This is a genomic window from Leucogemmata humicola, assembly GCF_055379415.1.
Genome location: NZ_AP040875.1, coordinates 1972713 through 1995341, shown reverse-complemented (window position 1 = coordinate 1995341; position 22629 = coordinate 1972713). Strand labels below are relative to the sequence as shown.

Here is a 22629-nt window from a genome sequence, read left to right as displayed (position 1 = left end):
CGATGGAATCAGGAGGCGCGCCACCGTGTCCACGATTCTTCCGTTGGTCCGCGAGTCTGGCTCTCGGCGTTCGATCGCCCCGGGACACCGCCGCGTCGCTGCCATCGATATCGGCTCGAATTCGATTCGACAGATCGTCGCCGACGTCTCACCCGAAGGGTCGATTCAGGTTGTCGATGAGATGAAAGCCGCGCCGCGTCTCGCGGCCGGCCTGAGTGCGACGGGAGAGTTGTCCGATGTGTCCATTCGCGCTGCGCTCGAAGCGCTCGATCGCATGGCGACGCTTGCCCGACAGCTCGGTGCCGTTCGCATAGACGCCGTCGCCACGAGCGCGGTACGCGAAGCATCCAACGCCGCCGGTTTTCTCGCGGAGATCGCGCGGGCGACGGGGCTCAAGGTCCGTGTGCTCGACGGCGACGAAGAAGCGCGTCTCAGCTTCCGTAGCGCCGTCGCCCACTTCGACATGGGCGTTGGACGATCGGTAATCGTCGACATCGGCGGCGGATCGCTCGAACTCGCGCTCAGCGCAGAGGGTGTGATCGAACGCCTTGGATCGCTGCCGTTTGGCGCGATTCGTCTCACCGAAGAATTCCTCTCGAACGGCATCACGCCCAAGGGCGTCCGCAAACTCCGACGCGAAGTCGCCGAGGGAATTCGCGACCAGCTGCCGCTTCGCGATTGGCGCGGCGCGCAGTTGATCGGCTCGGGTGGAACGTTCACCAACCTCGCTGGGATCTACCTCGCGAGGCAGGGCATTCTCACCGCGCGCTCGGTGCACGCGGCGCATATTCCGCGCGCTGATCTCGAGCACATTCTCGACATGCTCACCGAAATGACGCCCGAAGAACGCCGTCAGGTTCCGGGACTCAATCCGGAGCGCGCTGACATCATCGTCGCCGGAATTGCGGTCGCCGCAGAAGTCGTCCGTCGCATCGAGGCGCGGGACATCGTCGTGTCGCGCTACGGCATCCGCGAAGGCTTGTTACTCGAGGCAGCGCGCGTGGCACCAACGATTGCCGACCCAGGAGAAGCTCGGGCACGCTCGGTGAGCGAATTCGCCGCTCGCTGCCACGCCGAGCAGCCGCATTCGTCGCACGTTCGCGAACTCGCGCTATCACTCTTTGACGCGTTGGGTGAGCGTCTGGGCTTGGGAAAGGATGATCGCGCCGCGCTGTCGGACGCGGCTCTGCTGCACGACGTGGGCTATCACATCAGCTACGAGCGGCACCACAAGCACTCGTATCACCTTATCCTGCACGCCGACCTGCTCGGCATGCCTCCGTCGGAGCAAGTGGTGATCGCGAACGTTGCGCGCTACCACCGCGGTGGCGAACCGAAGCGAAAGCATCGCAACTTCGGCATGCTCGACAAGTCGCTCCGCCGTCGCATCCGACGACTCTCTGCGCTGCTGCGCGTTGCCGACGGCTTTGACCGCGGTCACGTGAGCGCAGTCGGCGATCTCAAAGTTCGTTGGACCAAACGCGCACTCCGCATTACACCGGTGCCGTCGAGTTCACGCTCGCCAATGCGCCTCGAGATGTGGGGAGCGAACCGAAAGTCCGCGCTCCTCGCGAAACTAGCTGGCATTCCGGTTGAAATCGTCGGCCGCGACGGGCGAGTACTGTCTTCAGACGAAATCGGAACGAGCGAGATCGAATAGCAGATTCGAATTCGCTTCGACACGACTCATACCCTGAAGGACAACTGAACCGCAGAGCACGCAGAGGTCGCAGAAAAAAGACCACGTGTATTGGCCATTCTCTGCGACCTCTGTGTCCTCTGCGGTCAAAACCAGTTTTCGTAGTTGTTGGCGCAGGCCGCCTGAACTTGCGTCAGTCGCCCGACGCCCGCGCAGGAAGATTTGACTCGCTGCTCGCCGGCAACGCATCCCGGAACAATCCCCACGAATTGCGCTGTAGCACGTCATGCGATGCCCGCATGGCACCCGTGGCGACGCGACGATTCCATACGCCATCGGAGCCGAGCTCCCATGCTTGACGGTTGTCCTCGAGGTACACGGACAACAACGCACGCAGCCGTTCGTGCAGCGCCGGGCTCTCCACCGGTGCGGCAGCCTCCACGCGACGATCGAAGTTGCGCGGCATCCAATCGGCCGAGCCAAGGTAGAATTCCTCGTTGCCGCCGTTCGCGAAATTCCACAAACGCGAATGCTCGAGGAAACGGCCGACGATGCTGATGACGTTGATCCGTTCACTGATGCCCGGGAGTCCTGGGCGCAGACAGCAGATGCCTCGAACGATCAGGTCGATGTCGACACCAGCTTGCGACGCACGATAGAGCGCGTCAATCACGTCGACGTCGACCAGCGCGTTCATCTTGCAAACGATCCGTGCGGGACGACCCGCCGCAGCGTGCGCGGCCTCGCGCTCGATCAACTCGATGACGCGGTTGCGCAGATTGACCGGTGCGACAACGAGCTTGCGATACAATCGCTGACGCGAATACCCGGTGAGCGAATTGAAGAGATCGCTCACGTCGGCACCGATCGAGCGGCTGCACGTGAAGAGACCGACGTCCGTGTACAACCGCGCCGTCCGCGAGTTGTAGTTGCCGCTGCCCAGGTGGATGTACCGGCGGATGCCATCGCTTTCGCGGCGGACCACCAGCGCCGTCTTGGCGTGAGTCTTTAGCGTCGCCGACCCGAACGCCACGTGAACGCCCGCGTCTTCCAGCTGACGGGCCCACACGATGTTGTTCGCTTCATCGAAGCGCGCCTTGAGCTCCACGATCACCGCCACTTGCTTGCCGCGCTGCGCAGCTTCGACGAGAGCGGCAACGAGTGCCGTATCGCCCGATGTGCGATAGAGCGTCAGCTTGATCGCCAACACCTGGTCGTCGTACGCCGCTTCCTCGAGGAAACGCTCGACAGACGCGGTGAACGAATCGAATGGATGGTGCACCAACAGGTCGCCGTCGCGAATGATGTCGAACATGCTGCTCGTATCGCGCAGCTCGGCCGGAATCATCGGCGTGAACGGCGGATCCTTCAGCGCTGGCAGATCGAGGGACGAGAGGCCCATCAAATCACTGAGATCGAGCAACTGACCGGCGTCCTGAATGTCTCGCTCCGCCAACTGCCCGCTCTCCGGTACATCGTCCTCACGCAACTCGTCGAGCAGGAGCGCGCGCAGATGCGGCGGCATGCTGTCCTGCACTTCGACGCGAATCACTTCGCCAAAGCGACGCTTAAAGACCTGCTCCTCGATCGAAGCCAACAGATCCTCTGGTTCTTCGACCGGAATGTCCAAATCGGAATAGCGGGTGATTCGGAAGGTGTACCACGCCGCGATCTCCATCCCTGGAAAGAGCGAGCCGAGGTTCGCGCCGATCACCTGCTCCAGCGGAACGAAGTGAAATGGCCGGCCGTTCACCGGCACCCAGCGCGGAAGACTCTTCGGCACTTTGACGCGCGCGAAGTGAATCGACCCACCCTGCGGATCACGAATCTCGACCGCGAGCGACAGCGAAAGATTCGAGATGTACGGGAACGGATGCCCGGGATCGACGGCGAGCGGCGTGAGCACTGGAAAGATCTGCGACTCGAAATACTCGTCGATCTCGCCCCACTCGCTCGACGTGAGGTCGCGCACCGTGAGCAACCGAACGCCCTGAGGAGCGAGCTCGTCGAACAGTTGAGCCAGGCACTCGCGCTGCATTCGCGACAGCCGCGCCACCTCGGCGTAAATCGCATCGAGCGCCGCTTGAGGCGTCAGACCGTCGGGCCCCTCCGAGGTCACGCCGGCTGCAACCTGTCGCCGCAACCCGGCAATGCGAACCATGTAGAACTCGTCGAGGTTCGCGCTGAAGATCGACAGGAACTTGACTCGCTCGAGCAGCGGGACTCGCGGATCGAGTGCCTCACTGAGCACGCGGCTGTCGAACGCGAGCCAGCTCAGCTCTCGGTTCAGGTAGAGGGACGAGCTAGTATGACCGTTCGACATGTTCTGGGCTGTTCGGCAGGAGGGTCTGATCCGACCCCTTAGTTATACCAGTTTCGGCCGACTTCGAGCCAGCGTGATCGTGATACAAGCTGTCACGATGGTGTCACAGCTCAGGTCGTTACCGAATCAAGCGGATGTATCGCGAGAAAAGCGCGTCCCGTAACGGATTACGGGACAACGCCTTACGCGTGCGATCCCGCCGCGGCGACTGCCGCTTGTTCCTCGGCGTGATGCTTGATCTGCTTTCCTTCCGCAAGAAATACCGCATCCTCGCCGATGTTCGTCGCGAGGTCAGCCACGCGCTCCAGGTTGCGGCTCACGAGCAGCATTTCGAGCGACGGCGTGATGGTCCGAGCGTCCTCCATCATATGCGTCACGAGAATGCGGAACACCGAATTGTGCATGGCGTCCACCTCGTCGTCCGCTCGGCACACGTCGCGACCGAGTGCACCGTCCGCGCGCACGAACGCCGTGAGTGAGTCCCGCAGCATCTGACGCGCCCGTCGAGCCATTTCCGCGATTTCCGGATCAGGCTTGATGACCGTGTTGTGCGACGCGAGTCGAATCGCGCTCTGCGCGATGTTGACCGCGTGGTCGCCAACGCGCTCGAGATCGTTCGACACCTTGATCGAGGCGATGATGAATCGAAGGTCGCGCGCCATCGGCTGCTGCAACGCCAGTAGGCCGATCGCCTGGTCCTCGACTTCCAATTCGAGTGCATCGAGCTCGCGGTCGCCCGTGATCACCGTTTCGGCCATGTTCTCATCGCGACTGAGTAGCGCGTCGACAGACATGTCGAGAAGCGACGTTGCGAGATCTGACATGTCGAGCAGGCGCTGCTTGAGGTGCGCGAGCTGGTCGTGAAAGTGACGGAAACCAACCGCTGATGCGTCGGACGGGCTCATCCGAATCTCCCGGTGATGTAGGCCTCGGTCCGTTCGTTCGCCGGACTCGTGAACATTCTATCGGTCGGGCCCGTTTCCACGAGCCGGCCGAGGTAGAAGAATGCGGTCGTGTCAGACACGCGAGCCGCCTGCTGCAGGTTGTGCGTGACGATGATGATCGTGAGTTCGCGCTTCAAGTCGTACAGCAGCTCTTCGACCTTCTGCGTCGCGATTGGATCGAGCGCGCTTGCTGGTTCGTCGAGCAACAGCACGTCAGGCTCGTTCGCCAGTGCTCGTGCGATGCATAGACGCTGCTGCTGGCCGCCGGACAGCCCGAGTGCGCTTTCGCGGAGACGGTCCTTCACTTCCTCCCACAGCGCCGCGCGACGCAGCGCTGATTCGACGATCGCATCGAGATCGGCGCGGTTGCGAATCCCGTTCACACGAGGACCATACGCAACGTTGCCGTAGATCGATTTCGGAAACGGATTCCAGCGCTGAAACACCATGCCGACGCTCCGGCGCAGTGCGACTGGATCCATTTCCCGGCTGTAGACGTCGACGCCGTCGAGCACGATCGATCCCTCGTGCCGAACGCCTGGCAGGAGCGCGTTCATGCGATTGATCGAGCGCAGGAAGGTCGACTTGCCACAGCCAGACGGACCAATGAGGGCAGTGACGCTACGCGGGGCCGCGGCGATCGAAATGCCGTGGAGCGCCTGCTTCTCGCCATACCAGAACGAGAATTTGTCTGCCGTGACCAGGCCACGATCCGTCGTCGTCTCGGGCATGGCAAGAGTTGCGGCCGCGCTCATCCGAATCGTCCCGTGATATATGCTTCGGTGCGCGAATCACTCGGCGTGGTGAACATCGCGTTCGTCGCGCCGTACTCGATCATCTCACCTGACAGCATGAACGCCGTGCGGTCGGAAATGCGAGCCGCCTGCTGCATGTTGTGTGTGACGATGATGATCGTGACCTGTTCGCGCAGCTCGTACACCAACTCTTCGACGCGCTGAGTGCTCAACGGATCGAGCGACGCGGTCGGCTCGTCGAGCAACAGTACCGTTGGCGACGTGGCGAGCGCACGCGCGATGCACAGGCGTTGTTGCTGTCCGCCCGAGAGCGCGATAGCACTCGACCCAAGACGATCGCTCACCTCGTCCCAGAGCGCGGCGCGGCGGAGCGCATGCTCGACAATGTCGTCGGTCTCACGCTTCGTTGGACGCGACGCTCTCGGAAGAATCTTGAGACCCGCAGCGACGTTGTCGCGAATCGACATCGTTGGGAACGGCGTTGGGCGCTGAAACACCATGCCGATATGCCGGCGCACGCCAATCGCGCTCACCGCCGACGCGTAGATGTCACGCCCTTCAAAGCGCACCTCGCCCTCGACGCGCGCGCCAGGCACCGTCTCGTGCATGCGATTCAGGCAGCGGAGCAGCGTCGACTTGCCGCAACCCGACGGTCCGATGATCGCCGTGACGCGTCCGCTCTGGACCGCGAATGACACGTCGCGCACCACGCGCGCCGCGCCGAAATACGCGTCGAGCGACTCGACCGAGAGACAGATGTGCCCAGTCGCGTCTACTGCACGTGCCGGTTCAGTCATCGGTTGCGCCATTGCGCTGGCGTCGTCACCCGCTGCAGTCGCGGGAATGCCGACTTCACGATCAGTCGCCGCTGAGTCCAAAGCGTGACCGCGTGACAAATCGAGCGGCGAGGCTGATGACGAGGACGAGTCCGAGGAGGACGAGCGCGCCCGCCCAGGCTTGGGCGTGCCAATCGTCGTAGGGAGCTGTGGCATATTGATAGATCTGCATGGGTAGCGCAGCAATGGGCTGCGTTGGTGACACCGACCAGAACTGATTGCCGAACGCGGTGAAGATCAGCGGTGCTGTTTCGCCAGCGATGCGCGCCACCGCGACGAGCGCGCCAGTCACGATTCCAGGAAGAGCAGTTCGCAACACCACGCTCAGCGACGTGCGCCACTTTGTGTAGCCGAGCGCCAACGCTGCCTCACGCATCGACACGGGCACGAGGCGAATCATTTCCTCGGTTGCACGCGTCACGAGCGGAATCATCATCGCTGCCAGTGCGATCCCGCCGGCAAGTGCCGAGAAATGCTTGAACGGCCGAACGAGCATTTGCCACGCGAAGATGCCGAGCACGATCGACGGCAATCCGTTCAAGACATCCGACAGGAAGCGAACGGCCGTCGCGAGCTTCGCGCCGCGCTGTTCCGCCAGATACAGCCCGGCACCGATGCCGATTGGAAGCCCGAGCACCGATGCGATCAGAACGATGATGCCGCTACCCACGATCGCGTTGGCCATGCCGCCGCCGGTCTCGCCAGTCGGTTTGGGCATCTTCGTGAAGAAGTCCCAACTCACTGACGTCGCGCCCTGCTTGAGCAAATGCCAGAGGATCAACACCAGTGGCAGCGTTGCCAGGAGTGCGGAGAGATACATCAGTCCGAGCATGACCACGTTCGTTACCCGGCGCCGAGCGAGCGTGCGTTGAGTGCTCGCCGCCAGTTCGTCGCGATAGGAACGCGTTGCGGCACGACGTTGCGCCGTGGTCGTTGTTGCAGTCGTCATCGTCAACCTCCTCCAATCCGATTCGTGCGCCACACCAACCACCGCGCGATGACGTTCACGATGATGGTGACGACAAACAGTCCAGCGCCAACGGCCATCAGCGCCGACACGTGCAAGTCGTTCGTCGCTTCACTGAATTCGTTCGCGATCAGTGACGCCATTGTGTAGCCCGGCGCAAAGAGCGACGCCGAGATCTCATGTCGATTTCCGATCACCATGGTGACGGCCATCGTCTCGCCGAGCGCGCGGCCGAGCCCGAGGATGACACCGCCGATGATGCCCGATCGAGCGTACGGCAGCACGCCGTCCCAGATCATTTCCCATCGCGTGGCGCCGAGTGCGAGCGCCGCCTCTCGCTGCGAGCGAGGCACGGCCATCAACACTTCGCGCGTGACCGCGGAGATATACGGAAGCACCATGATCGCGAGGATCGATCCCGCGGCCAGCATGCTCGGTCCGTATGCCGGACCGGAAAAGAGCGGCGTTCCGCCGAGATGCAGCGTGTCCTTGATGAACGGCATGACGTACTCGCGCAGGAACGGCAGCAGCACGAGGACACCCCACAGACCGTACACGACGCTGGGAATCGCGGCGAGTAGGTCGACGAGAAACGCGACGGGCGTGCGAAGCCACTTCGGCGCGAACTCGGAGAGGAAGATGGCCACGCCGACAGCGAGCGGCGTTGCAATGATGAGCGCGATGACCGATGACACGATCGTACCGAACACTGCTGGCGCCGCGCCGAACTTTCCCTTTACCGCGTCCCAGTCGCTCGAGAGAAAGAAGTCGAAGCCGAATCGTTTCAGCGCCGGCCAACCGGCGGCAAATACGCCGATCGCAATGAGCAATAAGAGAATTGGAATGACCAACGCCATTCCGGTCGTCGCCCAGCGATACGCACGATCGCCGAACGACGAACCACCGATCTGCACATCTGCGGCAGGCGCCGGCGGAGCCGAGTTCGCGGTCACGGCGGAGGCCGGAATCATCGACGCGTCACTCATTTCGGCTGCCCCGCCGTGATTGAATCGACGCGGCTCATGAGCGTCGCTGCGAGAGCGGCGGGCAACGGCGCGTAGTCGAGCGCCGCCGCATTCTTCTGTCCGTCCGTCAGCGCCCAGCGAACGAACGCATCCAGTTTCTTGGCCTTCGTTACATCAGGCATCTTCGCGTATACCAGGAACCAGGTGAATGACGTGATCGGATAGGTCTGTGCGCCGGGCGAGTTCACGATCGACACACGGAGGTCGGAGTTCGCGGGCAGCTTGCTCATCGCCGCATCGGCCGCGGCAGTCGCCGATGCGGCAGACGGTTCGACGAATTGGCCGGCGGCATTCTGTAGCGCTGCTGCGCTCAGGCGATTCTGCTTTACATACGCCAGCTCGATGTAGCCAATGGAGCCGGGCGTCTGTTTGATGTGACCGGACACGCCTTCGTTGCCGCGCTCGCCGATTCCCGTTGGCCACTGAACACTCTTTCCCTGCCCTGGCCCCGCTTTCCACGCAGGACTCACAGAGCTGAGATAGTCCGTCAGGATGTACGTCGTTCCGCTCCCTTCGCTGCGATGCACGAACAGGATGTCGCTCGCAGGAAGCTTGGCCCCCGGGTTCAGCGCGACGATGCGCGGATCATTCCATTTGGCAACTTTGCCAAGGAAGATGTCGGCGACGAGCGGACCAGTGAGCTTGAGTGGTTGTGTCAGTCCAGGAAGGTTGTACGAGATGGCGACGACACCGACGACCGTCGGGATGTGCAACACCGGCCCGCCCTTCGCTCCCGCGAGTTCTTCATCTGACATCGGCGCATCGGACGCGCCAAAGTCGACGGTCTGCTCGCTGAGCTGTTTGATTCCGCCGCCGGAGCCGATGTCCTGATAGTTGATCTTCACCCCGGTCTTCGCCGCATACTCGGCGAACCAACGCGAGTAGATCGGATACGGGAACGTCGCGCCTGCGCCAGTGAGATCCACGCCACCACTCGACGTCGCGATCGTCGCAGAGCTATCTCCGCGCTTGGCCGATTCGCGATTGCACGCAGCCGCGAACGCGCTCAAGAGCGCGACGGCGACAACGGCCTTCTTCGATCGATGCGCGGCGAGACAGGCGGGCGTGTTCATGGTCCGCGAACGGTCGCGTACGTCTGCAACCGTCCAGGTAACGTCATGTAACAGCCATGTAACAACGCCCTTTTCCTGGGCGGGGTCGTCGAAACGGACCCAGGCGGTGACGCAAGCGTTACAAACGGCTCCACGGTCCTTTACACGGATTGTAAAAATTCCGCGGACCCAACAACACCAACAGGAGCACTACGTGATCGCACGCCTCACCAAGCTAGCCGGTCTCGCTGTGGCTGGCGCCGTTTTGGCCGCCGCTCCGGCGGTCGCGCAGGATCTGACCGGCGCTGGCGCGACGTTTCCGCAGCCGTTGTACGGAAAGTGGTTCGACATGTACGCCAAGTCGGCGAAAGTCCAGATCAACTATCAGGGCATCGGTTCCGGCGGTGGCATCAAGCAGCTTCTCGAAGGCACCGTGGATTTCGGCGCCTCCGATGCGCCGATGAGCGATGAAGAGCTCGGCAAGGCAAAGAGCCCAATCCTTCATATCCCGACAGTGCTGGGCGCTGTCGTGATCACGTACAACCTGCCCGAAGTCACGAAGCCGCTGAACCTCACGGGCCCAGTGATCGCCGACATCTTCCTCGGCAAAGTCACCAAATGGAATGCGCCGGAAATCGCTGCGCTCAACAAGGGCGTTACGCTTCCGTCCAAGGACATCCTCGTCGTTCACCGCAGCGAAGGCAGCGGCACGACGTACATCTTCACCGAGTACCTCTCCGCAGTCAGCCCGGCGTGGGCATCTGGCCCGGGCAAGGGTAAGGAAGTTCAGTGGCCGGTGGGTCTCGGCGGCCGCGCCAGCGATGGCGTCACGGGACAGATTCGCCAGCTCCCCGGTTCGATCGGTTACGTCGAATTGAACTACGCGCGCCAGAACAAGCTTCCGCAGGCGCTCGTTCAGAACGCAGCCGGCAAGTTCGTTGCGCCGACCATCGAGTCGGTCACTGCTGCCGCCGCGAACGCCACGGCCAAGCTGTCGCCGACCAGCGACCTTCGCCTGTCGATCGTGAACGCGCAGGGCGCCGATGCTTATCCGATCTCGGCATTCACGTACATCCTCGTCTACCAGAACCAGACGGATGCGACGAAGTCGAAGAAGCTGACTGATTTCCTCAAGTGGGCGATTCACGACGGCGAAGCGGTTGCGCCGACGCTCGACTACTCGCCGCTGCCGAAGTCGATCGTTGCGATGCTGGACAAGCGACTCGCCACGGTCAAGGCAGTCGCGTCGAAATAAGACGCTCGGGGACTGCACAGATGGAAAAACGCCGTCGGCCAACAGCCGACGGCGTTTTGTTTTCTTTACACCGTTCGCCGTTACGCCGCCGTGACCCTTCCGTGAAAAATGTGCGACGCATTTTCGGCACTGTTGGCTCCGTCGTTACGAGGCCCGTAACGCAGCCACCTCGACTTCACTCCAAACGGCTCCCAATGAACTCAATCATCGCGCGACGTCTTGCCGCTGCCGTGGCACTCGTCGCCCTCCCTGTCTTGGGCGGTGCGCAGCAGGCACCCGCGACGCCAGTCGTCGTCACTCCAGCATTCGATTTCTCTGGCCAGATCTTTGGCAGCTACCAGTTAAAAACGGACTCGGCGTCGAAGGCCAACCTCGGCGGAAAGAGCCCGAATCTGTTCGGCGTCGATCGCGCGTACCTCACCTTCCGCATGCCCGCCGGTGACAACGGTGCGATCCGCATCACGACGGACATTTTCCAGAATACGAATGTCGCGCAGAATGCCTATTACCAAGGCTGGTTGGTGCGTCTGAAGTACGCGTACCTCCAGTACACTGGCGCTCGGAACTCGATGGGCAACGGATCGAGCCTCGTAGGCCGCATTGGTTTGCTGCACACGGTTGTCGTCGACTACACGGAGCAATTCTGGCCGCGCTACCTCCAGCAGGCCGCGACGGAGAAGAATGGATTCTTCTCGTCGTCGGACGCTGGAGCCGCCGTCCTCGCGACGTTCGGCGACAAGTGGGGCGAGTTCTACGGCACGGTCACGAACGGCAGCGGCTATTCCTCGTACGACAATCCGGGCACCGTTGGTCAGCCGGTGACGTCCAATCGATTCAAGGACGTCGCGTTCCGCTTCTCGGTGACGCCGTTCGCGAATCAGCCGGACCTGACGCACTACGTTCGGTACCTCGCGATCACACCGTGGTACTACAAGGGCTTCAACGGCAGCGCATTCCAGTCGGGCGGCGCCGGACAGGTCGGTTCGGGAACGAATGGCGCCATCACCGATGGGTTGGCGCGCGATCGCTACGGTATCCTCGTGGCCCTCAAGGACACGTCGTCGTGCGACTTCCGTAACGGCGGCCGCTGCCGCTTCACGGTCGGCGCCGAATACGCGCGCCGCAAAGACGAGAGCGACAACGGTGGCAACACGCTCGCGAGTCCGCGTGTTCTGCATGACTCCACCGGCTCATTGGCTGATGGTTTCATCTTCGTTCGCCCGCTCGAGCTCATCGACCCGTCGCACAAGTCGCCGCTCAGCCTCGTCGCTCGCTACGATCACTTCACGCCGCAGACCGATCCGAACTCGAGCACCCCGGGCGCTGCGAACTACGCTGGAACGACCCCGGCCTACAACTTCGTCGTACTCGGTGCTTCGTGGGATGTGAACCAGCGCATGACGCTCACCGGCGACTACCAGAACCAGTCGCCGACCGATTTCCCGGCAGCGACGGGAACGAATGTCCGCCCGACGCCGCGAGCAACGACTTGGTTCCTGCACTTCGTCGTGAACTTCTAGTCGATGACGCAACGGCGTTCGCAATCGATCCAGCGCGCCGTTGTAGTGTGGATGTAGCCAGCAAGTCCGTTTTGCAACTGTGACACGGCGCGTCACGACCTATGCGGTCGTGACGCGTTCGTTGCACCGTCTATGCGGTTCGGAGACGATTCACCCGCACAGTTCGGCGGTTGAAATCCCCCACCCCCGAACTGCCGAATTATGAGCCTCCTCCTTCCGCGGCGCGCGGCCGGATTCGTTGTCGCATTCGCGCTAACCGCATCTGCCCTCGGTGCGCAGTCGCTTCCCACTGGTCGCATCGTCGGTCGAGTGATCGACGCAAGCACCGGACAGGGGATTCCTGAAGCAGGCGTCCAAGTCGTTGGCACCACACTTGGCGTCCAGTCTGGCGTCGATGGCCGATTCACTGTGTCCTCGGTCCCGGCCGGAACCGTAACGATCACGGTGCGTCGTCTTGGGTTTACTCCGAAGACGGTCACGGGCCTTCAGCTCGCCGCGGGACAGACGCTCGAACAAAACATCTCTCTGGTCACGGCCGCGGCGCGCATCGCTGCGCAAGTGGTGACGGCGTCCGCCGAACGCGGCACGGTGAACGAGGCACTCGACAAGCAGCGGACTGCGGTTGGTGTCGTCAACTCAGTCACCGCCGAGCAGATCGGCCGAAGCCCGGATGGCGACGCGGCGCAGGCCATTCAGCGCGTGAGTGGCGTAACGGTGCAGGACAACAAGTCCATCGCCGTGCGCGGTCTCGCTGATCGATACACGACCGTTGCGCTCAATGGCGCGCGTGTTCCGAGCCCCGAACCCGAGAAGCGGGTCGTGCCGCTCGATCTCTTTCCTGCTGGTCTGATCCAGTCGGTCACGACGGCAAAGACCTTCACACCAGATCAGGCAGGCGACTTCGCCGGCGCACTCGTGAACATTCAAACGCGCGAGTATCCCGCGGAACGTTCGCTGACCGCGGCGTTCACCGGCGGCTACGCGACGGGTTCGAGTGGCGCGCGGCTGATCGCACCACGCGGCGTGGGCGGCGAAGCGTTCGCCATGGCCAACTCGAGCCGGAACCTTCCGTCGCTGTTTCACGATGTGAGCAACAACCTGCTGAACCTCAATCAGCAGGATCAGAATCTTCTCATCAAGCAGTTTCGCAATGCGTGGACGCCGACGATTACCACGGCGGCGCCGAATAGCTCCGCCGCGCTCTCTCTCGGCGGCAGCGACGCGATCCTCGGACATCGCATTGGGTACCTGCTCTCGAGCTCCTATTCCTATTCGACAGACCTGAAGGACGACGCCGTCCGCGCACAGGCTGATCGCGGAAGCCAGCCGGGTGAGACGCGGACGATCGACCGGTTCGTCGGACAGGCCGCGGGACAGAGCGTGTTGTGGGGCGGACTCGCGACGCTGAGCACGATGGTCGGCGACGGCACGCGCCTGTCGTTCAATGGCATGTACAATCGCACGGCCGACAACGACGCTCGCGTCGAGCGTGGGCACTTCGAGAACGAAGGGTTCGACGCGAAGATCACGCGTATGCAGTATGTGGAGCGTGCGGTCAGCTCAGCGCAGTTCGGCGGCGAACATCAGTACGGCTCGCACAAGCTCGACTGGTCGGCAACGCGCAGCAGCGTGCGCCGCGACCAGCCGGATCGCTCCGAGTTCGTGCAGGTCATCTCGCCCGGGACAACGAGTGGCACCGAGCGGTTGCAGTGGCTCAACACCGGGAATGAAGGCGCCGTGCGCACCTTCTCTGCGCTTACCGAAAACGCCAACGAGTTCAAGGGCGACTATCAGCTCAACTTCGGCGCGCTCGGGCGCGATCACAGCATCAAGATTGGCGGACTCGCACGTCAGACGTCACGCGACGCGGACAATCGCGCCTACTCCATCAGCGCACCAAACGCCGGCGCAAACGTCGTTGCGCTCGATCCTGAGCAGATCTTCGATGGCCGTTTCACGAATCCGAACGACAAGGTGTTCGCACTCGCACCGCTGGCCCAGGGTGGATCGTACGATGCGAGCGATCACCTCGCCGCCGGATACATGATGACTGAAATCGGTCTGTCGAGCCGGGCCCGACTCATCGGCGGCGCGCGCCTCGAGAACGACCAGCTCTCGCTCAACGCCTTCTCTACGCTCGGCAGTCCGGTGCATGTCAAGAAGGATTGGACCGACGTGCTTCCCTCTCTCGCACTGAACTTTCAGGTCAACGAACAACAGCAGCTTCGCATTTCTGGCAGCCGAACCCTCGCCCGCCCGGAGTATCGCGAGCTCGCTCCCATCACGAGCCGAGAGGTATTGAATGGCGACGACGTGCTGGGGAACGAGAACCTCCAGCGCACGCGCATCTCGAACGCGGACGTTCGCTGGGAATGGTACCCGTCGAGCGGCGAAGTCCTGAGCATCGGCGTATTTGCAAAGCAGTTCGATGCACCGATCGAGCGCGTTTATCAGGCGACGTCCGGCGCGCGCACGGTGTTCTATACGAATGCCAAGAGCGCGAGCAACTACGGCGCCGAGGTCGAGATTCGGAAGAACCTCTCGTTCGTCTCCGATGCATTCAGTCGCTTGCAAGCATTCACGAACCTCACCGTCATGGAAAGCCGAATTCACCTCGGCGACGACACTCGCTCAAGCGCGACAAACTCTACGCGTCGCATGTTTGGTCAAGCGCCATACGTCGTCAACGGCGGCCTGACGTATTTCGCATCGGGCAACAGCACGAGCGCGACGATCCTGTTCAATCAAGTCGGCCCGCGGATCGATGCGGCCGGCGACCGCCCGCTTCCCGACGTCGTCATCAACGCCCGCAGCTCGCTCGACCTGTCGCTGCGCCTTCCCGTGGCCGGCGCGTTCTCGGCGCGCATCGATGCCAAGAACCTGCTCGACGCTCCGTATCGCACGACGCAGGGCACCGTCACGCGCGAGGAGTATCGCGTCGGACGCACCGTGCAAGCTGGCGTAACCTGGCGACGCTAAGAAATCTGAACATGTGACCTCGTCGTGACACGCTCATGACGAGGTCGAACGATGCAAGCGCTTCATTAGCACCGTACGCTCATTCGCGTTTGCTCACCCACCCAACTCGTAGCACAAGAGGCCACACGCATGTCTCTGACTCGGCGTTTCGCCGCGGCAACCGCCATACTGTCTTTCGCGTTCGCGGGCGCATGTGGAAGCGATTCTACCACGACACCAACGGGACCAACGGCAACGCCGGTGATCGGCGTGACGGCAACCACGGGATCGTCATCGTCGACGGTCAAGATCACGTTCACGTCGCGCGCCGGCGACAACAGCTACAACATCGAGCGCGCTGAAGGCGCTGCTGGCACCTTCTCCGGCGTCGGTACGGCGACGGCTCCCGCAACACCCGGCACGGTCACATTCAACGATGCGAACCTCAAGCCGGCAACGCTGTATCGCTATCGCGTCATCACCGTGATCGGCTCGGCGACGTCGTCGCCGTCGAGTGAAGCAACTGTCACCACGTTGTCGCTCGGCAACGCGAACGCCGACATCACGACGGACATCACCGCAAACCGCACGTTGTTCGCGGATACGGTGTACACGCTCAAGGGCTTCATTCACGTCGCGAACGGCGCGAAGCTCACGATTCAGGCTGGCACGAAGATCCAGGGCGACTTCAACACGCTCGGCTCGTCGATGTTCATTCTTCGCGGCGCGCAGATCGACGCGCAGGGTACGGCCGATGCACCGATCGTCTTCACGTCGTCGCGTGCAGCCGGTCAGCGCCAGCCCGGCGATTGGGGCGGTCTGATCATCGTCGGCAATGCGCCGAGCAGCCGCAGTGGCGTTGTGCTCATCGAAGGTTCGGGCACGGACGGCGCGACGGTCGTTGGCGGCAAGAACTATTCGGTTCAGTACTCTGGCGGTACGATAGCGGCCGACAACTCCGGCACGCTGAAGTACGTTCGCGTGGAGTTTGCTGGCTTCGCGCCGGCGACTGATGCCGAGTTGAACGCGTTCACGTTCGCGGCCGTTGGTTCGGGCACGCGCATCTCGTACCTGGAAGCATTGGGCGGCCTCGATGACGCGTACGAGTTCTTCGGTGGTTCACTCGACGGCGATCACCTCGTTGCCTACGAGACGGGCGACGACATGTTCGACATGTCGGAAGGTTTCTCCGGCCGACTCCAGTACCTCGTTGGCTACAACTCCGTGCAGCTCACGCCGCGCACCGGTGCGGGCTCGCTCGCGACCGATCTCGAAGGCATCGAGAACGACGGCTGTAACGGATCGGGTTGCGACAACGGCTTCAACCAGCAGCCGTTCACGATTCCCGTGATTGCGAACTTCACGCTCGTTGGTTGCGGTGCTCAGTCCTGCGTCGGTCCGGCCGGCGGCTTCGGCATGATGCTTCGACGCGGAACCGGCGGTTACTACATCAACGGCGTGGTCACGCGTTTCCCGGCTGCCGGTGTCTCGCTGCGCGATGCCGACACCTACACGCGCGCTGGCAGCGTCGTGACGCCGGATCTCGGAACGGCCGACCTGGCGCTCCGCAACATCTACTTCTCCGAGCTGGGTGGCCCGATGTTCCAGGCCAACACCGCAACGCCGGCAACGCAGTTTGCTTTCGACGCGGCGGGCAACGCCCTCACCGCGGGAACGGCAACGAGCGCTGCGCTGTTCACGGCAATTCCGGCGATCGGCACGAGTCCGAGCGGCGTCGCCGCGCTCGACTGGACGCCAGTCGCTGGTGCGCCAATCGGTGCAGGCGGCTTGGCGACGTTCAGCGGCAAGCTCGCGACGAAGGCTGGCACGTTCGTCACGGGAACGAGCTACGTCGGCGCCGTTGGCATCGGCGGCACGAAGTGGTGGTCCGGCTGGACGACCTACGCGCGCAACTAACTCGCGCGCCGCTGGACGAGTGACGTACGCAGTCAATATTCTGTACTGAGCCGCCGGCGTCCGAGAGGGGCGCCGGCGGCTCCTCGCTTTCTCCCACGACGATTTCTGTATGAGATGGCAGTTCATCGGCGCGCTCGCCCTTGTAGTGGGCGTTGCGGCGTGCAGTTCCTCGCATGATTCGAACTCGGCATCGACGCGGCACACCGACTCGCTTCGTGCGGATTCGCTCGCGCGAGTGCGTCAGGATTCAATCAATCGTGCGCAACCTGGGTATGTCGTCGATTCGATTCTTCCAATCGACGAGCAACTGCGCCGCTTTCGTGCTGCGATTGGCGGATCACCGGTCACCGAACTCGCTGGCGGCAGCCCATCGCGCGAGGCGCTCGTTCGCCGGTTGGTGAAAGCGCTCGCGGCGCAGGATACCGTCGAACTGCGCGCCATGATTCTCACGGCGCGCGAGTTTGCAGATCTCATATACCCGTCGTCGCCGTATGTGCGACCGCCCTATCAGCAGGCGCCTGCCTTGGTGTGGATGCAGATCGTGAACCCGAGCGTCAGCGGCTTCAAGCGACTCACGAACAGACGGGGCGGAATTGCGTTCCGCTATGTGGACCACACGTGCAAACCTGCGCCCGAAGTCCAAGGCGCAAATCGCCTGTGGTCCGGGTGCACCCTTCGACTGACCGCGCCCAATGGCACCACCGCCACCGAGCGTTGGTTTGGCAGCATCATCGAGCGAAATGGGCAATTCAAGTTCGTGAGCTACGCCAATCAGTTCTAAGCGAGTGAGGCTGGTCACAGAGCGCGGTCAGCGGGGCGGGTAGCTTGAAGAGGCCGCATCCCTGCGGCCTAATGCCGTGTCTCTGGCATTCCCACCGCGTGCAGTCCCTGAAAGACCACTCGAAATGATCAACACTCGTCGTTGTGTCGCGGTCGCCGCGCTCACGTTCCTTGGCGCAGCATTGGGATGCGGCGGCGATTCGACCAGCGCCCCGCAGCCGACGAACCCCGGCCAGGGAACGCAGAATCCGACGATCACGCCGATCAGTGGCGTCACGGCCACTGCGGTCTCTCAGACGTCGATTCGCGTTGGCTTCACGTCGCGCGCCGGCGATAACAGCTACACGATCGAACACGCCGAAGGCGCCAGTGGCGCATTCTCTTCGGCAGGTGTAGCGACTGCGCCCGCGTCGGCCAGCAGCGTTTCATTCAACGACGCGAATCTCAAACCGAACACGCTGTACCGATATCGCGTGATTGCTGTCGTCGGAGCGAGCTCATCGAGTCCGTCGAGCGAAGCAACCGCCACGACGCTGCCCGGCGGCGCGAGCGTCGCAGACATCACGAACGATATCACTGCGAGCAGGACGTTGTACGCCGAGACGACGTACACGATCAAGGGATTCATTCACGTCGCCAATGGGGCGACGCTCACCATTCGACCGGGCACGGTCATTAAGGGCGATTACAACACGCTCGGGTCGTCGCTCTTCATCATGCGTGGCGCCAAGATCAACGCCGTCGGAACGGCCGATGCGCCGATCATCTTCACGTCGTCGCGCCCGGCGGGTTCGCGGCAGCCAGGCGATTGGGGTGGCCTCGTAGTCGTCGGAAATGGTCTCGACAGCCGGAGCGGATCCGTCGCGGTCGAGGGCACGGGCACCGACGGCGCAGCGGTTGTTGGCGGGAAGAACTATTCAGTGTTCTACACCGGCGGCACGACGGCATCTGACAATTCCGGGACGCTCAGCTACGTCCGCGTCGAGTTTGCCGGATACGCTCCGACGGTCGGCAGCGCGCTCAACGCGTTCACCTTCGCCGCCGTTGGGTCTGGAACCAAGGTTTCGTACGTCGAATCGCTGGCGTCGCTCGACGACGCGTTCGAGTTCTTTGGAGGCGCGCTGGATGGCGATCATCTCGTTGCGTACGAGAGTGGCGACGACATGTTCAACATGTCGGAAGGTTTCTCGGGCCGGCTGCAGTTCCTCATCGGTTACAACTCGACGCAGCTGACGCCACGCGCCGCGGCCGGTAGCCTGTCCACAGACATCGTCGGAATCGAGAGCGACGGCTGTAACGGAACGGGTTGCGACGCCGGCTTCAACCAACTGCCGCTCACGATTCCACTCGTCGCCAACTTCACGCTCGTCGGTTGCGGTAGCCCGTCGTGCAGCGGCACCGGCGGCGGCATGGGCCTCTTGGTCCGACGCGGAACCGGTGGATTCTTCATCAACGGCGTGGTGGCGCGCTTTCCCGTCGCCGGCATCTCGATGCGCGATGTCGAGACGTACTCACACTCGAGCGGCGTGGTGCAGCCCGACGTCGGCTCGACCGATCTCCAGATTAGAAATATCTACTTCACGGAGAGCGGGTCGCCGGTGTTCCAAGCAACGACGAATCCTACACAGACGCAGTTCTCGCTCGACCTCGCCAAGAACAACCTGAATCCCGGTGGGGCTATCTCGCAGTCGCTCTTTACCGCGCTTCCGACGCCGGGAGTTCTGCCTACTGGGCTCTCGTCGCTCGACTGGACGCCGCAGGCGACATCCGCAATCATCTCGGGTGGCCTCACGCAGTTCAACACGCGCATCATCACCAAGGCAGACAACTTCGTCACGCCAACGTCGTACCTTGGTGCCGCAGCGCCGGGCGGCGCGAAATGGTGGGTGGGCTGGACCAGCTACAGCCGCGACTAGCGACAGGTCAGAGCTTTACGAGCGTCGCGAGAATTCGGTAGGAAATCGCGGCCATGATTCCCGCCGCCGGAATCGTCAGGACCCATGCCCAGACGATCCGGCCGGCGAGGCCCCAACGCACCGCCGACAGTCGCTGCGTCGCACCAACGCCGACGATCGAGCCGGTGATCGTATGCGTCGTGCTCACCGGAATGCCGTAGTGCGTGGCAATGAGAATCGCCGCTGCACCGCCCGTCTCCGCGCAGAAGCCGCCGACGGGACGAAGCTTGGTGATGCGCGTGCCCATCGTTTTCACGATCCGCCATCCACCGAAGAGCGTACCGAGCGAGATCGCAGTATACGCGCAGATCTCAACCCAGTGCGGGACGGTCTTGTTGTCGGCGAGGTAGAAATGCCGGAAGAAGCCCTGCTCTTTGGCGAATAGCGTATTGGCCGACACCAGCAGTCCGACGATGACGCCCATCGTCTTTTGCGCATCGTTGCCGCCGTGCGAATACGACAAGAGCGCGGAACTCGCCAACTGCGCTGGCCTGAAGAATCGATCGACGCCTGCCGGGGACGTGCGCCGGAAGATCCAGAACACTGCCACCATCAGCACGTAGCCGGCAACGAGACCGACGAGCGGAGAGATGACGATGAACGAAAGCGTCTGAACCCACTTCGGTCCCCAGGTGATGCCGGCGAGACCGGCGCGCGCCATCGCGGCCCCGGCATATCCGCCAATGAGCGCATGCGACGAGCTCGAGGGAATTCCGAAATACCAGGTGATCAGGTTCCAAATGATCGCGCCGAGCAATGCGCCCAGGATCACATTGGGCGTGACGATGCTCTGATTGATCATTCCGCCGCCAATCGCTTTCGCGACGGCGAGGGAACCGGTGAATGCCGCGGCAAAATTGAATGCCGCTGCCCACACGACGGCAGCGAGCGGACTCAACACCCGTGTTCCGACGATGGTGGCGATGGAGTTCGCCGAATCGTGGAAGCCGTTGATGAAATCGAAGATGAACGCGATCAGGACGATCGCGACGACATAGAAGATCAAGCGCGATCTCCCTTACGCGTTTTTCAGAGAGATGCTCTGGAGCACCTGCGCGACGCCCATGCAGCTGTCGATCGCCCGTTCGAGGGTGTCATACATCTCTTTCCACTTCAGGACCTCGAGCGGGTCTGGCGTACCGGAGAACAGCGCTCCGACGGCTTCCTGGTAAATCGCGTCCCCCTCTTCTTCGAGATGCTTGATCAGCGCGACGTGCTGGTTCACGATCGGCGGCTTCCGCATCTCGCTGACCGCGGCCTGAATCTCGTTCGCCGCGCGGCAGAGCACGTTCGTTAGCTGCTTGGCGCGCGGGTGCACCGAGTGGATGTGGAGCATCTCGAGGCGGCGGGACGTGCCATCGAGGAGATCAATCACGTCGTCGAGGCGCGACGCGAGCGTATGGATGTCCTCGCGGTCGATCGGCGTGATGAAGCTCTTGTCGATCCGCTGATTGATCGTCAGGGTGAGCAGATCGGCTTTGTGCTCGATGTCCTTGATCGCGCGAACGTGCTCTTCCATGTGCTGTATGTCGCCGAACAGCGCATCCAGCATTTTTGCGGTCGTGGCAAGGTGCGCCGCGAGCTGATCGAACAGCTCGAAGAATTGATCGTCGCGCGGGAGAAGGCGGCCCAGCATCGGTTTTCCTCGGGTGGAGCGCGTGAACCCCACGCGCGGCGTGACCTGCATTGTCACGGCCCGTCGAAGATACCCCGTCGACCTCGACGGTCAAAGTCGCGGACGGTCTCCGGCTTAGCCGACGACCGGCTGCAGCTGCCGGCTCTCGCGAATGGCGTTCCTCTGCGACACGAGCCGAGGATTCACGAAGAGTTTGATGAGGAGCATGCCGGCGACGAAGCCTCCAATGTGCGCCCATACCGCAACCCCGCTCGCTTCATCGGGATGGCGTGGCGCGGCATACGCCGACAAAACCTGAAGCCCAAACCACCAGGCCAGCACCAGCCACGCCGGAATAGCGAAGGTGCGGAAGATCCACGGTGGAAAGAGCATGTTCACGCGGACGCTCGGATAGAGCACGAGATACGCGCCCAACACGCCTGAGATCGCGCCAGAGGCTCCGACGGTTGGAACGGGCGAAGCCGGCTGGGCAAGCACGTGCGTTGCCGCAGCGATCAACCCGCACAGGAGGTAAAAGGCGAGAAAGCGTCCCGGCCCCATGCTGTCTTCGATGTTGTTGCCGAAGACCCAGAAAAAGATCGCGTTCATCAGGATGTGCCCCCAGCTCCCATGGAGGAACATCGACGTCAGCGGGGTCACCACATTGACCGCGTCACGGTCCACGACGCACGCGAGCGTCGGCGAGAGCGGGACTGCCAACCCCACCGCCGCGCGATGCGTCAGCTCGCCAGGGACCATTCCCAGGTTGCAAACGCTCCGCGCCAGCGCGTCCTGATCAAAACCGCCCTGCTGCACAGTGAGCCAGACCGCGAACATGGCCCCGAGGAGCAGCCAGGTCATGAGCGGAGTCCGGAGGGTGGGATTCTCGTCGCTGATTGGGATCATGTCGTCGTCGCAGGACTCGCGAAGTTCGCGCCGCCGCTGGCTGACCGACTGACAGCGGATGCATGGGCAGACCGCCTGGGAGCCCTGGAGTTCTGCCAAGTTGGCGCAAATATCGGGTCCCGCTCTTGCTTTGTTGCGCCGCCGAAGCGCGATGCGACCCCCGCAACGCGCCATTTCCATTC

At 62.7% G+C, this 22629-nt stretch carries 17 protein-coding genes; 7 read left to right on the top strand and 10 right to left on the bottom strand.

Going from position 1 to position 22629, the window contains the following annotated elements; genetic code table 11:
* Nucleotides 1-25 precede the first annotated feature (25 nt).
* Complete coding sequence (locus tag AC6H4Z_RS08235) at nucleotides 26-1660, top strand: Ppx/GppA phosphatase family protein (protein WP_497546271.1); 1635 nt, start codon at nucleotides 26-28, stop codon at nucleotides 1658-1660.
* Nucleotides 1661-1832: 172 nt separating this feature from the next.
* Here the strand turns inward: AC6H4Z_RS08235 and ppk1 are convergent, their stop codons facing one another.
* The 7 genes from ppk1 to pstS (AC6H4Z_RS08200) form a co-directional block, all read right to left on the bottom strand.
* Nucleotides 1833-3962: a polyphosphate kinase 1 gene (gene ppk1 / locus AC6H4Z_RS08230; RefSeq protein WP_497546270.1), complete on the bottom strand. Its 2130-nt coding sequence runs from the start codon at nucleotides 3960-3962 to the stop codon at nucleotides 1833-1835.
* Between the two features lie 182 nt (nucleotides 3963-4144).
* Nucleotides 4145-4867: a phosphate signaling complex protein PhoU gene (gene phoU / locus AC6H4Z_RS08225; protein WP_497546269.1), complete on the bottom strand. Its 723-nt coding sequence runs from the start codon at nucleotides 4865-4867 to the stop codon at nucleotides 4145-4147.
* Entirely contained in the window at nucleotides 4864-5637 is a 774-nt protein-coding gene (gene pstB / locus AC6H4Z_RS08220) for a phosphate ABC transporter ATP-binding protein PstB (protein ID WP_497547024.1), read from the bottom strand. The genes phoU and pstB (AC6H4Z_RS08220) overlap by 4 nt, the downstream gene beginning before the upstream one ends.
* Nucleotides 5638-5657: 20 nt before the next feature.
* The gene (pstB, locus tag AC6H4Z_RS08215) at nucleotides 5658-6458 is read right to left on the bottom strand and encodes a phosphate ABC transporter ATP-binding protein PstB (protein ID WP_497546268.1); all 801 of its coding nucleotides are present in this window, start codon (nucleotides 6456-6458) and stop codon (nucleotides 5658-5660) included.
* A 61-nt stretch (nucleotides 6459-6519) separates the two neighbouring features.
* Entirely contained in the window at nucleotides 6520-7446 is a 927-nt protein-coding gene (gene pstA, locus AC6H4Z_RS08210; RefSeq protein ID WP_497546267.1) for a phosphate ABC transporter permease PstA, read from the bottom strand.
* 2 nt (nucleotides 7447-7448) lie between these two features.
* Nucleotides 7449-8450 (bottom strand): phosphate ABC transporter permease subunit PstC, encoded by a 1002-nt coding sequence (gene pstC / locus AC6H4Z_RS08205; RefSeq protein WP_497546266.1) that lies wholly within the window; start codon nucleotides 8448-8450, stop codon nucleotides 7449-7451.
* A complete protein-coding gene (gene pstS / locus AC6H4Z_RS08200) occupies nucleotides 8447-9562 on the bottom strand; it encodes a phosphate ABC transporter substrate-binding protein PstS (protein WP_497546265.1) in 1116 nt (371 codons plus the stop codon). The genes pstC and pstS (AC6H4Z_RS08200) overlap by 4 nt, the downstream gene beginning before the upstream one ends.
* 193 nt (nucleotides 9563-9755) lie before the next feature.
* Between pstS (AC6H4Z_RS08200) and pstS (AC6H4Z_RS08195) the strand changes: the two genes are divergently transcribed.
* The 6 genes from pstS (AC6H4Z_RS08195) (at nucleotide 9756) to AC6H4Z_RS08170 (ending at nucleotide 19887) form a co-directional block, all read left to right on the top strand.
* A complete protein-coding gene (pstS, locus tag AC6H4Z_RS08195) occupies nucleotides 9756-10796 on the top strand; it encodes a phosphate ABC transporter substrate-binding protein PstS (RefSeq protein WP_497546264.1) in 1041 nt (346 codons plus the stop codon).
* Nucleotides 10797-10990: 194 nt separating this feature from the next.
* Complete coding sequence (locus AC6H4Z_RS08190) at nucleotides 10991-12316, top strand: hypothetical protein (protein WP_497546263.1); 1326 nt, start codon at nucleotides 10991-10993, stop codon at nucleotides 12314-12316.
* A 201-nt stretch (nucleotides 12317-12517) separates the two neighbouring features.
* Complete coding sequence (locus AC6H4Z_RS08185) at nucleotides 12518-15295, top strand: TonB-dependent receptor (protein WP_497546262.1); 2778 nt, start codon at nucleotides 12518-12520, stop codon at nucleotides 15293-15295.
* Nucleotides 15296-15424: 129 nt separating this feature from the next.
* A complete protein-coding gene (locus AC6H4Z_RS08180; protein WP_497546261.1) occupies nucleotides 15425-17191 on the top strand; it encodes a beta-helix domain-containing protein in 1767 nt (588 codons plus the stop codon).
* A 109-nt stretch (nucleotides 17192-17300) separates the two neighbouring features.
* Complete coding sequence (locus tag AC6H4Z_RS08175) at nucleotides 17301-17972, top strand: hypothetical protein (RefSeq protein ID WP_497546260.1); 672 nt, start codon at nucleotides 17301-17303, stop codon at nucleotides 17970-17972.
* A 124-nt stretch (nucleotides 17973-18096) separates the two neighbouring features.
* On the top strand, nucleotides 18097-19887 hold the full coding sequence (locus AC6H4Z_RS08170) for a fibronectin type III domain-containing protein (RefSeq protein ID WP_497546259.1): 1791 nt from the start codon (nucleotides 18097-18099) through the stop codon (nucleotides 19885-19887).
* 7 nt (nucleotides 19888-19894) lie between these two features.
* Here AC6H4Z_RS08170 and AC6H4Z_RS08165 read toward each other — a convergent pair whose 3' ends face one another.
* From AC6H4Z_RS08165 to AC6H4Z_RS08155, 3 genes are all read right to left on the bottom strand, one after another.
* On the bottom strand, nucleotides 19895-20932 hold the full coding sequence (locus AC6H4Z_RS08165; protein WP_497546258.1) for an inorganic phosphate transporter: 1038 nt from the start codon (nucleotides 20930-20932) through the stop codon (nucleotides 19895-19897).
* A gap of 12 nt (nucleotides 20933-20944) precedes the next feature.
* A complete protein-coding gene (locus AC6H4Z_RS08160) occupies nucleotides 20945-21562 on the bottom strand; it encodes a DUF47 domain-containing protein (RefSeq protein ID WP_497546257.1) in 618 nt (205 codons plus the stop codon).
* A gap of 114 nt (nucleotides 21563-21676) precedes the next feature.
* Nucleotides 21677-22447 (bottom strand): rhomboid family intramembrane serine protease, encoded by a 771-nt coding sequence (locus AC6H4Z_RS08155; protein WP_497546256.1) that lies wholly within the window; start codon nucleotides 22445-22447, stop codon nucleotides 21677-21679.
* Nucleotides 22448-22629: the final 182 nt, after the last annotated feature.

Excerpts from the sequence above, each read along its gene's own strand:
- pstS (WP_497546265.1), bottom strand. The coding sequence starts at position 9,562 with ATGAACACGCCCGCCTGTCTCGCCGCGCATCGATCGAAGAAGGCCGTT.
- ppk1 (WP_497546270.1), bottom strand. The coding sequence starts at position 3,962 with ATGTCGAACGGTCATACTAGCTCGTCCCTCTACCTGAACCGAGAGCTG.
- AC6H4Z_RS08170 (WP_497546259.1), top strand. The coding sequence starts at position 18,097 with ATGATCAACACTCGTCGTTGTGTCGCGGTCGCCGCGCTCACGTTCCTT.
- AC6H4Z_RS08155 (WP_497546256.1), bottom strand. The coding sequence starts at position 22,447 with ATGATCCCAATCAGCGACGAGAATCCCACCCTCCGGACTCCGCTCATG.
- AC6H4Z_RS08180 (WP_497546261.1), top strand. The coding sequence starts at position 15,425 with ATGTCTCTGACTCGGCGTTTCGCCGCGGCAACCGCCATACTGTCTTTC.
- AC6H4Z_RS08160 (WP_497546257.1), bottom strand. The coding sequence starts at position 21,562 with ATGCTGGGCCGCCTTCTCCCGCGCGACGATCAATTCTTCGAGCTGTTC.
- pstC (WP_497546266.1), bottom strand. The coding sequence starts at position 8,450 with ATGAGTGACGCGTCGATGATTCCGGCCTCCGCCGTGACCGCGAACTCG.
- pstB (WP_497546268.1), bottom strand. The coding sequence starts at position 6,458 with ATGACTGAACCGGCACGTGCAGTAGACGCGACTGGGCACATCTGTCTC.
- phoU (WP_497546269.1), bottom strand. The coding sequence starts at position 4,867 with ATGAGCCCGTCCGACGCATCAGCGGTTGGTTTCCGTCACTTTCACGAC.
- AC6H4Z_RS08185 (WP_497546262.1), top strand. The coding sequence starts at position 12,518 with ATGAGCCTCCTCCTTCCGCGGCGCGCGGCCGGATTCGTTGTCGCATTC.
- AC6H4Z_RS08175 (WP_497546260.1), top strand. The coding sequence starts at position 17,301 with ATGAGATGGCAGTTCATCGGCGCGCTCGCCCTTGTAGTGGGCGTTGCG.
- pstA (WP_497546267.1), bottom strand. The coding sequence starts at position 7,446 with ATGACGACTGCAACAACGACCACGGCGCAACGTCGTGCCGCAACGCGT.
- pstB (WP_497547024.1), bottom strand. The coding sequence starts at position 5,637 with ATGCCCGAGACGACGACGGATCGTGGCCTGGTCACGGCAGACAAATTC.
- AC6H4Z_RS08190 (WP_497546263.1), top strand. The coding sequence starts at position 10,991 with ATGAACTCAATCATCGCGCGACGTCTTGCCGCTGCCGTGGCACTCGTC.